The sequence below is a fragment of the Clostridium sp. BSD2780061688st1 H5 genome (assembly GCF_005845155.1).
Lineage (GTDB): Bacteria > Bacillota > Clostridia > Lachnospirales > Lachnospiraceae > Claveliimonas > Claveliimonas intestinigallinarum.
Genome location: NZ_SPGT01000002.1, coordinates 127790 through 141237, shown reverse-complemented (window position 1 = coordinate 141237; position 13448 = coordinate 127790). Strand labels below are relative to the sequence as shown.

The 13448-nt window shown below is 58.1% G+C and carries 13 protein-coding genes and 1 pseudogene; 8 read left to right on the top strand and 6 right to left on the bottom strand.

What is annotated here, in order from left to right; genetic code table 11:
* Window position 1: 1 nt before the first annotated feature.
* Window positions 2-1237, bottom strand: coding sequence for an MFS transporter (locus FGQ86_RS02090; protein ID WP_138302841.1), 1236 nt, complete (start codon window positions 1235-1237; stop codon window positions 2-4).
* Between the two features lie 301 nt (window positions 1238-1538).
* Between FGQ86_RS02090 and hydE the strand changes: the two genes are divergently transcribed.
* The 3 genes from hydE to hydF are packed head-to-tail and all read left to right on the top strand — an operon-like array spanning window position 1539 to window position 5392.
* Entirely contained in the window at window positions 1539-2597 is a 1059-nt protein-coding gene (gene hydE / locus FGQ86_RS02085) for a [FeFe] hydrogenase H-cluster radical SAM maturase HydE (RefSeq protein ID WP_347562465.1), read from the top strand.
* A gap of 49 nt (window positions 2598-2646) precedes the next feature.
* Complete coding sequence (gene hydG, locus FGQ86_RS02080; RefSeq protein ID WP_033125633.1) at window positions 2647-4068, top strand: [FeFe] hydrogenase H-cluster radical SAM maturase HydG; 1422 nt, start codon at window positions 2647-2649, stop codon at window positions 4066-4068.
* 55 nt (window positions 4069-4123) lie between these two features.
* Window positions 4124-5392 (top strand): [FeFe] hydrogenase H-cluster maturation GTPase HydF, encoded by a 1269-nt coding sequence (gene hydF / locus FGQ86_RS02075; RefSeq protein ID WP_138302839.1) that lies wholly within the window; start codon window positions 4124-4126, stop codon window positions 5390-5392.
* Between the two features lie 23 nt (window positions 5393-5415).
* Here the strand turns inward: hydF and FGQ86_RS02070 are convergent, their stop codons facing one another.
* Together FGQ86_RS02070 and FGQ86_RS02065 are read right to left on the bottom strand one after the other, a co-directional pair.
* A complete protein-coding gene (locus FGQ86_RS02070) occupies window positions 5416-6363 on the bottom strand; it encodes a type II CAAX endopeptidase family protein (RefSeq protein WP_138302838.1) in 948 nt (315 codons plus the stop codon).
* A gap of 56 nt (window positions 6364-6419) precedes the next feature.
* Window positions 6420-7037: a hypothetical protein gene (locus tag FGQ86_RS02065; protein WP_033125613.1), complete on the bottom strand. Its 618-nt coding sequence runs from the start codon at window positions 7035-7037 to the stop codon at window positions 6420-6422.
* 188 nt (window positions 7038-7225) lie between these two features.
* Between FGQ86_RS02065 and FGQ86_RS02060 the strand changes: the two genes are divergently transcribed.
* From FGQ86_RS02060 to FGQ86_RS02040, 5 genes are all read left to right on the top strand, one after another.
* Window positions 7226-8164 (top strand): diacylglycerol kinase family protein, encoded by a 939-nt coding sequence (locus FGQ86_RS02060; protein WP_033125612.1) that lies wholly within the window; start codon window positions 7226-7228, stop codon window positions 8162-8164.
* Window positions 8165-8206: 42 nt separating this feature from the next.
* The gene (locus FGQ86_RS02055; protein WP_033125611.1) at window positions 8207-9037 is read left to right on the top strand and encodes a glycerophosphodiester phosphodiesterase; all 831 of its coding nucleotides are present in this window, start codon (window positions 8207-8209) and stop codon (window positions 9035-9037) included.
* Window positions 9038-9147: 110 nt separating this feature from the next.
* Window positions 9148-9810: a phosphatase PAP2 family protein gene (locus FGQ86_RS02050; protein WP_033125610.1), complete on the top strand. Its 663-nt coding sequence runs from the start codon at window positions 9148-9150 to the stop codon at window positions 9808-9810.
* Between the two features lie 78 nt (window positions 9811-9888).
* Complete coding sequence (locus FGQ86_RS02045) at window positions 9889-10311, top strand: hemerythrin family protein (protein WP_033125609.1); 423 nt, start codon at window positions 9889-9891, stop codon at window positions 10309-10311.
* 22 nt (window positions 10312-10333) lie between these two features.
* A complete protein-coding gene (locus FGQ86_RS02040; protein ID WP_033125608.1) occupies window positions 10334-10903 on the top strand; it encodes a DUF4230 domain-containing protein in 570 nt (189 codons plus the stop codon).
* Between the two features lie 103 nt (window positions 10904-11006).
* Here the strand turns inward: FGQ86_RS02040 and mutY are convergent, their stop codons facing one another.
* The 3 genes and pseudogenes from mutY to FGQ86_RS02030 all read right to left on the bottom strand — a co-directional run bounded on the left by mutY (window position 11007) and on the right by FGQ86_RS02030 (window position 13436).
* Window positions 11007-12095: an A/G-specific adenine glycosylase gene (mutY, locus tag FGQ86_RS16645; protein WP_347562470.1), complete on the bottom strand. Its 1089-nt coding sequence runs from the start codon at window positions 12093-12095 to the stop codon at window positions 11007-11009.
* Window positions 12090-12776 (bottom strand): annotated as a pseudogene (sfsA, locus tag FGQ86_RS16640) (DNA/RNA nuclease SfsA); the annotation flags it as partial. The pseudogene sfsA and the gene mutY, both read right to left, overlap by 6 nt.
* A 6-nt stretch (window positions 12777-12782) precedes the next feature.
* Window positions 12783-13436: an HAD family hydrolase gene (locus FGQ86_RS02030; protein ID WP_138302837.1), complete on the bottom strand. Its 654-nt coding sequence runs from the start codon at window positions 13434-13436 to the stop codon at window positions 12783-12785.
* Window positions 13437-13448: the final 12 nt, after the last annotated feature.

Here is a 13448-nt window from a genome sequence, read left to right as displayed (position 1 = left end):
TTTACACCCTCATCCTCCGCACAGACATCCGGAACAGGAAAAGTCCCGCCACAAACACAACCGCCAGCACGGACACGCCCAGGTTGGTGCTGCCCGTGATCTGGGACACCACGCCCACAAGGGTGGTGCCGATAAAGGACGCCCCCTTGCCGCAGATGTCCAGAAGGCCGAAGTACTCACCGGACTTTTCCGGTGGGATCAGCTTGGCAAAATGGGATCTGGACAGAGCCTGGATGCCGCCCTGGAAGAGTCCCACGCAGACCGCCAGGATCCAGAACTGGAACTGGCTCTCCATGAACAGGGCAAAGATGGCGATGCCTGTGTAGGCCAGGATACAGACTGTGATCAGGTTTGCAGAAGGATACTTCTTTGTCAGCTTTCCAAAGGCAATAGCCGATGGGAAGGCCACGATCTGGGTCACCAGGAGAGCCAGGAGGAGCCCGGTGGTGTCAAGTCCGAGAGCCGTCCCGTATGCCGTGGCCATGTCGATGATGGTGTAGACTCCATCAATGTAGAAAAAGTAAGCCACCAGGAAAATGAGGATCTTCCTGTCCTTTGCCAGCTCCTTCAGGGTGCGCCACAGCCGGCCAAAGCTCTCGCTGACCATGCCCGGCTCCTTCTCCACATAGTGGATCTGGCGGTATTTCCGCAGGAGCGGTGTGGTGGCCAGGAACCACCAGACCGCCACGATGAGGAAGGAGATCCCCATGGCTGTCCGCATGGAAATCTCAAGACTTCCCGCCCCCAGCACGATCCCCAGGCTGACGATAAAGGGGATGCAGCTTCCGATATAGCCCCAGGCATAGCCCTGGGAGGAGACATCGTCCAGCCTGTCCTTCTCTGTCACGTCGTGGAGCATGGAGTCGTAGAACACAAGGCTGGAGGAATAGCCGATCTTGGCGATCACAAAGATGACCAGGAAGCTCAGCCAGGTGGCGGTGATGCCCATGGCCACGCACCCGATCACTCCCACCAGAAGGGTAGCCAGAAAGACCGGCTTCTTGTAGTTCTTCGTGTCCGCCACAGCGCCGAACACAGGCCCGATAAAAGCCACCGCCAGGGTGGCCACGGAGGCTGCGTACCCCCAGTAGGCCAGATATGTAACAGAGGACAGCCCCGCCTCCTCTGCCAGGTAGTTAAAATAGATGGGAATGATGGTGGACACAAGCAGGGTGAAGGCAGAGTTGCCCACGTCGTACAGGATCCACGCCTTTTCCAAGGATGTATATTTCTTCATTTTCCGTTCTCTCCTTTTGCACAGCGCGGTCCATGCCGCCCTGTTCTCATAAAATTACATCTATACAAGTATACCCCCGGTTTGTCAATTTGCAAACAGAAGAAAGTTAAGTTCCTGTAAAGTGTTTCTATTTTTTTACAGGTATGGTATAATGAATCAAATTTACGTACTGATTGTAAAGGGTGACACCTGAGCAAAAAGGCGCATTTACAAATGGACAAGCGGGAGTATTTTATACTTTTTTAGTCTGCGCCTCAGGGCGCGGACTATTTTTATGCCGCAAATGCCGGACAGGAGGACTATGGACACAGAAAGACTGATCGACAAACTGCACAGGGAGCGTGCCCTCTCCGGGGAGGAGTGGGTCCGGATCATTGACGGGCGCACCCCGGAGACAGCGGAGTATCTCTTTGGCCTGGCCCGGGAGGTGCGGCAGGCTGTCTACGGAAGGGATGTCTATATCCGGGGGCTCATTGAGTTCACCAACTACTGCCGGAACGACTGCTACTACTGCGGCATCCGAAGGAGCAATCCGCACGTCCGCCGCTACCGGCTTACCCTGGATCAGATCCTGGACTGCTGCCGTCGGGGCTACGAGCTGGGATTTCGCACCTTTGTGCTCCAGGGCGGTGAGGACAGCTGGTTCACAGACAAGCGGATAGTCTGTCTGATTCAGCGGATCAAGGCCGAATTTCCGGACTGTGCGCTGACCCTCTCCATCGGGGAGCGGGAGCACGACTCCTACCAGGCCTTTTTTGACGCCGGGGCGGACCGCTACCTGTTGCGCCACGAGACCAGCTGCAGCGAACACTACGCAAAGCTCCATCCGCCGGCCTTGAGCGCCGCTCACCGAAAGTCCTGCCTCCTGGATCTGAAGTCCATCGGCTATCAGGTGGGAGCCGGCTTTATGGTGGGCTCTCCCTTTCAGGAGACCCGTCACCTGGCGCAGGACATGCTCTTTTTGAAGGAGCTTGGGCCCCACATGGTGGGCATCGGCCCCTTCATCCCCCACAGGGACACTCCCTTTGCCAGGGAAAGGGCGGGCTCACTGGAGCTGACTCTGTACATGCTGGGCCTTCTGCGTCTCATGCTGCCGGATGTCCTTCTCCCCGCCACCACCGCCCTCGGCTCCATCCGAGACGGAGGGCGGGAGCTGGGCATTCTGGCAGGAGCCAACGTGGTCATGCCCAACCTGTCCCCCAGGGATCACAGGAAGGACTACTCCCTCTACGACAACAAGCTGAACACTGGCGCCGAGTCCGCAGAGGGACTGGCGGATTTGTCCCGGCGCGTGGAGCAGACCGGCTGCCGCATTGCGGTCTGCCGGGGCGACTGGTGTCCCTGCCCTGATCAGGAGTAAATAAAACCCGCCCCACAGGGGAGGATTTACAGCAAGGAGGATTTTAAAAATGTATGATGTAAATTCCACACATCCGGACGACTTTATCAACCACCAGGAGATTTTGGAGACGCTGGCCTTTGCGGAGGAGAATAAACACAATGAGGCCCTCATAGACGAAATCCTGGAGAAAGCCAAAAAGAGAAAGGGGCTCTCCCACAGGGATGCCGCCGTTCTGCTGGACTGCGACATTGAGGAGAAGAACCAGGAGATCTATCGGCTGGCAGAGCAGATCAAGAAGGATTTCTACGGCAACCGCATCGTCATGTTTGCCCCCCTCTATCTGTCCAACTACTGCATCAATGGATGCACCTACTGCCCCTACCACCTGAAGAACAAGCACATCCCCCGCAAGCAGCTCTCACAGGAGGATATCCGGCGGGAGGTCATTGCCCTCCAGGATATGGGACACAAGCGCCTGGCCCTTGAGGCTGGCGAGGATCCGGTACGCAACACGATGGACTACTACCTGGACAGCATCAACACTGTCTACAGCATCAAACACAAAAACGGCGCTATCCGCAGAGTCAACATCAACATTGCCGCCACCACAGTGGACAACTACCGTCTCCTCAAGGAGGCCGGCATCGGCACCTACATCCTTTTCCAGGAGACCTACCACAAGGAAAGCTACCTTGAGCTCCACCCCACAGGCCCCAAGCACGACTATGACTACCACACCACAGCCATGGACCGGGCCATGGAGGGCGGGATCGATGACGTGGGCATCGGCGTCCTCTTCGGTCTGGATAAATACCGGTATGAGTTCACCGGCCTTCTCATGCACGCGGAGCACCTGGAGGCTGCCTTCGGCGTAGGCCCCCACACCATCAGCGTGCCCCGCCTGCGGGATGCGGACGACATCGATGCCAGCTCCTTCAAAAACGGCATTGACGACGAGACCTTTGCCAAGATAGTAGCCTGCATCCGCATTGCCGTTCCCTATACCGGCATGATCATTTCCACCCGGGAGAGCAAAAAGTGCAGGGAGAGGGTTCTCCACCTGGGCATCTCCCAGATCAGCGGCGGCTCCCGCACCAGCGTAGGCGGCTACTGCGAGCCGGAGCCGGAGGACGCACGGTCCGAGCAGTTCGACGTGATCGACAGCCGCACCCTGGACGAGGTGGTTCGCTGGCTCATGGAGATGGACTACATCCCCAGCTTCTGCACAGCCTGTTACCGGGAGGGCCGCACCGGCGACCGCTTCATGTCCCTGTGCAAGAGCGGACAGATCCAGAACTGCTGCCATCCCAACGCCCTCATGACACTGGAGGAGTACCTGATGGATTACGCCTCCCCGGAGACAAAGGCTATCGGCGACCGGCTCATTGACCGGGAGATCCAGAACGTGCCAAACCCCAAGGCCCGGGCCGTGGTGGAGGAAAATCTCCGCCTCATCCGCGAGAACAACCGGCGGGATTTCCGCTTCTGACCGGTTCCCTCAGCAACTGGAAACACTGACAGAAGAACCTTACAGGAGGAGAAATATGAGCTTAAACAACACCCCTTCCGCCGAGCGGACACACATCGGCATCTTCGGCCGGCGTAACGCCGGCAAATCCAGCCTCATCAACGCCCTCACCTCCCAGAGCCTGGCCATTGTATCGGACATCAAGGGCACCACCACCGACCCGGTGACAAAGGCCATGGAGCTGCTGCCCTTAGGGCCTGTAGTGCTCATCGACACGCCGGGCCTGGACGACACGGGAGAACTGGGGAAATTGCGCATCCAGAAGGCCTACCAGATGCTGAACAAGACCGACATCGCTGTCTTGGTGGTGGACGGCCCCGCCGGACTGACAGAGGAGGACCGGCAGATCCTTGCCCGGATCCAGGAGAAACACATTCCCTGCCTGGTCGCCGTGAACAAAGCGGATCTCCTCCCGGAGACAGCCGAAGCTTCTGCTGCCCTCAAAAACAACATAGCCAGTCAGGCAGAAGCCCCGTCAGGAACCGCTGTCTCTGCGCTGCCTGTCAGCGCGAAGACCGGCCAGGGGATACAGGAGCTGAAGGAGCGGATCGCTGCCCTAGCGCCAAAGGAAGATGAGAGCCGGCGCATCGTGGGAGACCTTCTCTCCCCCATGGATCTTGTCTGTCTCGTCATCCCCATCGACAAGGCTGCCCCCAAGGGCCGGCTCATCCTGCCCCAGCAGCAGACCATACGGGACATCCTGGACACAGGAGCTCTTGCCCTGGCGGTGCGGGACACGGAGCTTAAGGCGGCGCTGGAGGGAAAGGACGGAAAGCCGGGCCTGACGCCCAGCCTCGTCATCACCGACAGTCAGGCCTTCGCCTACGTCTCCTCGGTGGTTCCCCCGGAGATCCCCCTCACCTCCTTCTCCATCCTCTTTGCCCGGTACAAGGGCAATCTTAAAGCCCTGGCAGAAGGCGCCAGGGCTCTGGATGCACTGAAAAAAGGAGACCATGTGCTGATCTGCGAGGGCTGCACCCACCACAGGCAGTGCGGGGACATCGGCACGGTCAAGCTGCCCGCCCTCATCCGGCGGCACACCGGCCTCACAGGTAAGGAGGATCTGTCCTTCTCCTTCACAAGCGGGACGGAGTTCCCGGAGGATCTGTCCGGCTATCGGGTAATCATCCACTGCGGCGGCTGCATGCTGAACGAGCGGGAAATGAAATTCCGGATGGCCTGCGCAAAGGACACCGGCGTCCCCATGACCAACTACGGCATCGCCATCGCCCACATGAACGGGATACTGGAGCGGAGCCTGGCTCCCCTTGCGGGCAGTCTCTGACAGGCTCCGGCAGGGCGCTGACTCTAGTAGGGCATCAGGCCCCGCATGATGGCGCCGAAGGACGCGAGGAACATGACCACACCGATCACAAGAATATAGGCGCTGATCCCCAGAAGGGCGAGCAGCGTCTTTCTTTTTTCCCTGGGGAACAGTCCCCGGTCATATCCGGGCTGCCCCCTGTGGATCAGATAACGGCCAATATAGATGAGGAAGGGCGCTCCGCAGGCGTACAGCATATAGACCGCCACGGTAAAAAGGGGCAGATGGCTCGACATAGCTGTCTGCACCGCCTCTATGTCCCCTGTGCTCTCCTGCACCGGCATGAGGGACAAAAGCCCCAGAAGCAGCACCGGCACCGCGTTATTGACAAAGTGGAAGAGCATACTGTAAAACAGGTTGTCCGTCTCCACCAGAAGATACCCCAGGGCCACGCCCAGGATAGCGGTGGGGATCATTCTCCACACACTGCCGTGGAAAGCGCCGAACACCACAGCCACGATGAGGATGCCGGCCCACTTGCTCTTCATGCCCCGCAGACAGCCAAGAAAGCCTCCCCGAAAGGCCATCTCCTCGCAAACGGCAGGCGTCAGGGCCACCAGGAACAAGGCCAGCAACACAGGGACGCTCACCACAATATCCTGCACACCCTGGCCGGCCCCCAGCACCTCCTGGGGAAAGAAGTAGGACACAAGCATGGTCACAGCCATAGCCGCGAGGAAGGTGCCAAGCCACAGGATCAGCGTGCCCGCCACCTTGGAGGCCCGGGGCCATTTAAAGGGAAAGACTCTCCGCAGGTCCGCCCGGAACAGGGCCGCCAGAAGGACTGCCAAAAGAGCCAGCAAAAGCTCGTGGAGCAGGGTGCCCCACACCCCGAACCACAGGCCCAAAAATCCGCTCACCACAAAGATATCCAGCGCAAATGCAAGTACAAACAGGACGGCCATCCAGGGCCTTAAATGTCTTTTTTCCATAATAAAATAATCCTCTTCTTTCTTCTGTTCTGCTGTTTCTGTTGTTCCGTCAGATTCTAGTGAAAAATTATATTGTAGAGCATCAGGAGCATGATCAGGATGACAAGAGCCTTGCCGAACACAGCCCCCCTGCCATACTCGTCAAACACCCTGTTTTCCTCGAAAATCCCAGGATCGCTCTTTCTCTCCTTCCACTGGAAATCATCCATATAGTGCTTCCAGCCGGTTCTGTCCGTGTATACCGTCACCTCCGGGGACGCCAGATAGCGGTGGATGGGGCGGCTGTAGGCAGGGCTCTCGATCCGGTTTACAACCCCTGTCACCGGGTCCGGCACCTCCGCCTCCAGCACATAGTACCTCCGGTACCTGGTCCTGTGATGGCTGTCCTCATAGGGTGCGCTCTTCATGATGACATTCACGATCCGGCCTCTGGCTGCATTGCCGAACTCCCTGATCTCCCGTCCCTGCCTGCGGTAAAACAGAGCCCTCCTGACGCCCTGCACCGCGGTGAACACAGGAAGAAGCCCGGCCACCAGAAACAGAAGATAAGCGCTCTGAAATCCGCCGCCCGCGATGCCCCGCATCAGGCCCGCATACCAGACCAGTACGAAAATAATGGTAAAAGCGGTTCCTCTCATTTCCTCCTGGGCCGGACGTATCCTTTTTCTGAACATAACCTTTTCCCCTCTGGCAGAGCACGCTCTGCCGCCCTTCCTATTATGTATACAATTTTCTTTAATATAGCACCCCGGAAGAGGTATGTCAAGAAACCATACGCCTTGCCTGCTGCCATTTTTCGCGGTATAATCTTGAATGGCGGAGCATCCCTTTAAAGAAATGCTCCCACACAAAGGAGAAAACCATGTATACCTTCATCATAAACCCTGCCTCCCGCTCCGGCCTGGGCCGGCAGGTCTGGGAGAGCCTGGAGCCGATCCTCAGGGAGCGGGGCGTTCCCTACAGGGCGTATCTGACCCGCTGTCAGCGCCACGCTACCCGTCTGGCCCGGGAACTCACGGCGGACGGGAAGATCCATACCATCGTGGTCCTTGGGGGAGATGGCACAGTAAACGAAGTCATAGGCGGCATACAGAACCTTTCCGCCACCACGCTGGGCTATATCCCCGTCGGCTCTGGAAATGATTTCGCCAGATTTTTCCGCTTCCCCTCCGATCCAGGGGAGGCTCTGTCCCTCGTACTGGATCCCCCGGCGTACGCGGATATGAATATAGGAAATATTGTATACAGCGGGCACAGCAAGCGCTTTGCGGTCAGCGCCGGACTCGGCTTTGACGCGGCAGTCTGCCACCAGGCGGTGATCTCCCGGCTGAAGCCGGTCCTGAACAGACTGCACCTGGGCAAGCTGACCTACGCGCTGATCGCGCTGGACAGGCTCCACTTCCTGCGGCCTGCCAGGGTCACTGTCACACTGGATGACGGGTCTGCCCGCACCTTTTCGGACACGCTTTTTGTGGCGGCCATGAACCACCCCTACGAGGGCGGAGGCTTTAAATTCTGCCCGGACGCGAACCCCTGCGATGACAGGCTGGACGTCATTGCGGTGTCCGGCATATCCCGCCTTAAGGCGGTGTTCCTTTTGCTCCTGGCGCAGAAGGCCGCCCACACGAAAGCCTCCGGCATCTGCATCCGCTCCTGCAGGCAGATCCACATCGAGAGCGACACGGCCCTCCCCGTCCACACCGACGGAGAGCCTGTGTTCCTTCAGCGGCAGATGGATATCTCCCTGCTGCCGGAGCGCCTGCGGGTCATCGTGCCCGGAAGAGCGTCCTCCCGCTCCTGAAACTGAAGACAACGCACCAAAAGAAAGGAAGCCTGAAATACCATGTCCATCTATCTTCTAATCTTCATCGCCCTGCTGGCGGCCGGGGCGGCCCTGTATCTCTTCTCCATCTCCCCCCGCCGGTCCCGGCTGCAGGAGATGCGCAGGTTCATGAAGACCAAATTTGCCCACCGGGGCTACCACTGTGCGGCCAGGAAAATCCCGGAGAACTCCCTGGCCGCCTTCAGAGCCGCCCTGGACTGCCACTACGGCATCGAGCTGGACGTGCACCTGACAAAAGACGGCCAGGTGGCCGTCTTCCACGACGACACGCTTGAGAGGGTCTGCGGGGTTCCCGGCTCCGTGGAGTCCCACACCTACAGCGAGTTAAAGCAGCTGTTTCTCCAGCACACGGCCGAGCGGATCCCTCTTCTTGCCGACGTGCTCTCCTGTGTAGACGGGCGGGTTCCCCTCCTCATCGAGCTAAAGCTGCCCGGCAGATCCATGAAGCTCTGCGAGAAGACCTGCGAGCTCCTGCAAGGCTACAAAGGCCCCTGCCTGATCCAGTCCTTCAACACGCTGGGGCTTCGCTGGTTCCGACTCCACGCGCCCCACATCCTGAGAGGCCAGCTGTCCTCCAACCTGACGGCGGACGACGACACGGCGCCCTACATCCTGCGGTTCCTTGTGAAGCACATGCTGTCCAATTTCCTGGGCAGGCCGGACTTCATCTCCTATAAGCTGAAGGATCTGCCGGAGCCAGGCGTCTGGCTGTGCCGGGTCCTCTTCCGGACGCCTGTCGCAGTGTGGACGCTGAACTCTGAAAACGCCATGAGAAGAGGTATTTCCGGGTATGAAATGCAGATTTTTGAAAAAGAAGCTGAATTTTATTAAGAAACAGTGAAGCGCCTTGTTGAATAATTTTTTTCGTGTTATAATCCGATTGAACTGGAAATATAACTTTTATATGGAGATCATGCATCAGATCGGAAGGACGTATCAATATGTTTGAAAAGGCAAAAAACTTCATTAAAAAGTACCGTCATGCCTGGGTACTGCTGTACGGCTTCATCTACATGCCCTGGTTCCTCTGGCTGGAGAAGCATGTGCGCCGCGGCTATTACCTGATCCACTCTCCGCTGGATGACTATATACCCTTTGTGGAATATTTCATTATTCCGTATTTTCTCTGGTTTGTGTTTATCGCAGTCACAGGGGCCTACTTTTTCCTGACGGACAGACGGGGTTTTTACAGGATGTGTACGTTCATGTTTTCAGGCATGACCATATTTCTTATCATTTGCACCATCTTTCCCAACGGTCTGGCTCTCCGGCCGGAGACCTTCCCGCGGGACAATATATTCACGGACGCGGTGAGATGGCTGTACCAGACAGACACCCCCACCAACGTGCTGCCAAGCATCCACGTCTTCAACTCCCTGGGCGCGGCCTTCGCCATCGGGCACAGCCACGCTCTTCGGAAAAAACAGTGGGTACAGCCTGCGGCTTACGTGCTGGCAGGACTCATCATCCTGTCCACCTTGTTCCTGAAGCAGCATTCTGTGACAGATGTATTTGCAGCCATGGTTATGGCAGGCGTAATCTACTCTTTCGTGTATGTGCCTGCCGGGAAAAAGGCTCCAAGCCTCTCCCATCAGCCAACATAAACGCAGGCATCCCTTGCGGTAAAGGGATGCCTTTGCTATAATTTATTATAATAATGCTTACTTTAAGGAGGAATAATTATGTACGCAGAATTTACAGATAACCTTGTAACAGGAAATGAGATGATCGACTCCCAGCACAAGGAGCTCATCGAGAAGATCAACGCGGTGATGGAGAGCTGCGAGCAGAGTAATGACAAGGCTGTTGCTGTCAAGACGCTGGACTATCTGGAGGACTACACAAACTATCACTTCTCCGCTGAGGAGCAGCTTCAGAGAGAAATTGATTACCCCGGCTTCCAGAAGCACAAGGAGCAGCACGACATCTTCAAGCAGACCATCGCTGACCTGCAGGACATGCTGCAGGAGGAGGAAGGCCCCTCACCGGCTTTCGTTGCCAAGGTGCAGGAGAAGGTAATCGAGTGGCTCTATGTACACATCCAGGGATTTGACCGTTCTGTAGCTGAGTACAAATTCATGCGTGAGAACAACGAACGCCTGTAAACCGCAAAGGGGAGTCTTACCGATGAAAAAGATACAGGGCCTTCTTGTTCTGGTGGCGGCCATCGCCCTCATTGCCGTGGGCTTTCTGGCCTCTCGACTTCTGGAGAGCGGCCCGGAGGTGACTGTCAGCGCTACTTCCATCGAGGAACGGCTGACCCGCTGCAGCTCCCTCACCACCGCCCGCCTGGAATACAGAGGGCTTGTCAAATACGAGGAGGGTGACATCCCCCTCATCAATAAAAAGGCTTTTTCCATGATCTACGACGCCCAGATCAGTGCGGGCATCGACCTTGAGAACGCCCAGGTGGAGATCAGCGGCCGTGATATCAGCATTACCCTCCCGGAGCCTGCCGTCCAGGACATCACCATCGACCCGGACTCCCTGGAGTTCTACGATGAGCAGTTTGCTCTCTTCAACTGGACCGACAGGGAGGACACGGTAAAGGCCATGGACTATGCCATGGAGGACGCCCAGGCCAAGGCCACGCAGACCGACATCCTGGCCCAGGCCAAGAAGCAGGCCCAGACCGTGATCGAGACCCTTCTGGCTCCGGTCACAGAGGACGGCGGCTACACGCTGCACATCCAGTAGCCCCCTGCCATGTGTCAAATCGTATCAAGTAAATGTTGTTCTAAACTAAAAGCTTTCGCAGACACCTCTGCGAAAGCTTTTATATTTCCCGTATCATCCTGTCTCATTCCCTGTATCTCTCATTTCCCAGCCGGATCTTCAGATACCCGGCGTACTTCTCAAAGGCGGAGGGGATGGCGTACTCCTCCTGGGCGGTCCTTGGATGGATAAAGATCATCTCCTCCCGACAGGACTTCTCCAGCTCATCCACCTGCACCAGGTAGCCCACCATGTCCCACTCCACATGGCTGAAGATATGCCGGGCTTCACCCAGCTTCTTCACCCGGACAGGGACAAGGCCGATGTCCTTGCTGTAGGCCACCGCCTCCTCCATGGTCAGGTGCCCCTCCACGTTGGGGAGCTCATAGAGCCCTGCCAGAAGTCCCTTTGACGGGCGCTTTCGGATGGCTGCCGTGTCCCCGTCCCGGAAGATAAAGACAGTCCTCTTCTCCACCCGGCGTTTCTTTGCCTTTGTCCGCACCGGCAGCTCACTCTGGATCCCCTCTCTCTTTGCCCGGCACAGGTGGGCCAGGGGGCACTGGACGCACTTTGGCTCTCCGCCCGGGAGACACACCAGCGCCCCAAGCTCGATGAGCCCCTGGTTGAAGTCGCTGGCCGCGTCGGCGGGGATCACCTCCTGCAGCTCCTCCTCCGTCTTCCGCTTCACAGAGGCCTTCATGATGTCCTCCCTGCTGCCCAGAAGCCGGGAGACCACCCGCAGCACGTTCCCGTCCACCGCAGGCCGGGGAAGCCCGTAGGCAAAGGCGCTGACAGCCCCCGCCGTATAGCTCCCGATCCCCGACAGGGAAAGGATATCCTCATACCTGTCCGGGAACACACCCCCGTACTCCTCCATGATCTGACGGGCCGCCTTCTGCATGTTCCGCACCCGGTTATAGTAGCCCAGGCCCTCCCACAGCTTCAGCAGCACGTCCTCCGGCGCCTCCGCCAGCGCCTTCACGTCCGGCAGTGCCGCCAGGAACCGCTCGTAGTAGGGCTTCACCGCCTCCACCCGGGTCTGCTGCAGCATGATCTCAGACACCCACACCCGATAAGCGTCCGGGTGCTCCCGCCAGGGGAGCTCCCTTTTATTTTTCCGGTACCAGTCCACCAGAGGCTTCCGGATTTCATAGAGGATCCTCTCCCCCAGCACCACAGGCACTTCCCTCCGGATGGAGATGCTCTCTTGCTCCACATGGCAGTCCCAGGCTGTCACCCGCACCCCTGCCGCCGCTTTCTTAAGAGCCTCCCCGAAGGCGGGGTGGGTGTCCATGTTGGGCGTAAAATAGTCCACCCCCTCCATCTGCACTACAAAAAAGACGACAGCCTCCCAGCCCTCCTTGACTGCGGCGGACAGCTCCTCCATGTGCTTCACCGCCCGCTCGCTGGGTGCGTCCGGGAAGCGCACCACGCCGTCCTCCTCCAGAGTGACTCCCTTCACCTCGATGAGGATCTTCCGCTCTCCCGCCTCGGCGTACAGATCGATCCTGGAATTTCCAAAGGTGTACTCCGGCTTCAGATAGGTGATCCCGGGCAGAAAGGCGCGGCCCTCCTCTGTCTCCTCCAGCCACTCCCTCACAAGGGCGTTGGGTATCTGGGAGTCCATGTTGATGAGCCGCTCTCCCTTCCACACGGCGATCAGATCCCACTGTGTCTTCCTCTGAGGGTTATCCGACTTCTGCACACAGACCCTGGCGCCAGGCACAAGAAGCTCCGCGCATCTGCCTGTGTTCTTCACATGAACCGTCTCTTTTACGCCCTCTATCTCCACATAGGCGATGAACCGGTTGGGCCGCTCAAGGAATGTTCCTTCCTGTATTCTCTCGTATCTCATACTCTGTCACGCCATCCTCTCAAGAAATCCGGGCAGGTCCCGGAGATTCTTCAGCTCCCCGTCTATCTTTTCTTCCAGCTCCTCGCCCGCTCCCGTCAGGTCCGGCACCATGACCACATGGCAGCCGGCCCCCAGAGCTGAACGAAGGCCGTTGGGGGCGTCCTCCACGGCCAGACACTCCTGGGGCTTACAGCCCACCTGCCGGCAGGCGTACTCGTACACGTCCGGATAGGGCTTGCCCCTCTCCACCATAGTGGCGCACACGAGCCTGTCAAACCACTCTATGATCCCCGTCTCCATCAGATACTGCCGGGTCCTCTCCTCGTCCGTGGCGGTCACCACGGCCAGCAGGTATCCGGCCTCCTTCAGGGCCTTCAGGGTCTCGTCCACAAAGGGCTTCTTCTCCACCCCGTGCTCCTTCAGATGCCGGCTCATCAGCTCTTTGCGCCGCTTTCTGATCCCCCAGTAGTCCGCCTCCTCCCCAAAGCGCTCCGCAAACCACCGGCTGGCATAACGGCTGGCAAAGCTGCGCAGCATGCAGGAGTCCTCCACCGTCATCTCCACCCCGTGCTCCCGGGCGGCCTGCCGCCAGAACCGGATCAGGTATTTCTCCGTGTCGATCAGCGTGCCATCCATATCAAACAGGACTGCTCTTATCATACTATCTGCCCT

What these genes read in the sequence shown, in the direction of transcription:
- FGQ86_RS02090 (WP_138302841.1), bottom strand. Translation starts at nt 1,237, where the DNA reads ATGAAGAAATATACATCCTTGGAAAAGGCGTGGATCCTGTACGACGTG.
- hydE (WP_347562465.1), top strand. Translation starts at nt 1,539, where the DNA reads ATGGACACAGAAAGACTGATCGACAAACTGCACAGGGAGCGTGCCCTC.
- hydG (WP_033125633.1), top strand. Translation starts at nt 2,647, where the DNA reads ATGTATGATGTAAATTCCACACATCCGGACGACTTTATCAACCACCAG.
- hydF (WP_138302839.1), top strand. Translation starts at nt 4,124, where the DNA reads ATGAGCTTAAACAACACCCCTTCCGCCGAGCGGACACACATCGGCATC.
- FGQ86_RS02070 (WP_138302838.1), bottom strand. Translation starts at nt 6,363, where the DNA reads ATGGAAAAAAGACATTTAAGGCCCTGGATGGCCGTCCTGTTTGTACTT.
- FGQ86_RS02065 (WP_033125613.1), bottom strand. Translation starts at nt 7,037, where the DNA reads ATGTTCAGAAAAAGGATACGTCCGGCCCAGGAGGAAATGAGAGGAACC.
- FGQ86_RS02060 (WP_033125612.1), top strand. Translation starts at nt 7,226, where the DNA reads ATGTATACCTTCATCATAAACCCTGCCTCCCGCTCCGGCCTGGGCCGG.
- FGQ86_RS02055 (WP_033125611.1), top strand. Translation starts at nt 8,207, where the DNA reads ATGTCCATCTATCTTCTAATCTTCATCGCCCTGCTGGCGGCCGGGGCG.
- FGQ86_RS02050 (WP_033125610.1), top strand. Translation starts at nt 9,148, where the DNA reads ATGTTTGAAAAGGCAAAAAACTTCATTAAAAAGTACCGTCATGCCTGG.
- FGQ86_RS02045 (WP_033125609.1), top strand. Translation starts at nt 9,889, where the DNA reads ATGTACGCAGAATTTACAGATAACCTTGTAACAGGAAATGAGATGATC.
- FGQ86_RS02040 (WP_033125608.1), top strand. Translation starts at nt 10,334, where the DNA reads ATGAAAAAGATACAGGGCCTTCTTGTTCTGGTGGCGGCCATCGCCCTC.
- FGQ86_RS02030 (WP_138302837.1), bottom strand. Translation starts at nt 13,436, where the DNA reads ATGATAAGAGCAGTCCTGTTTGATATGGATGGCACGCTGATCGACACG.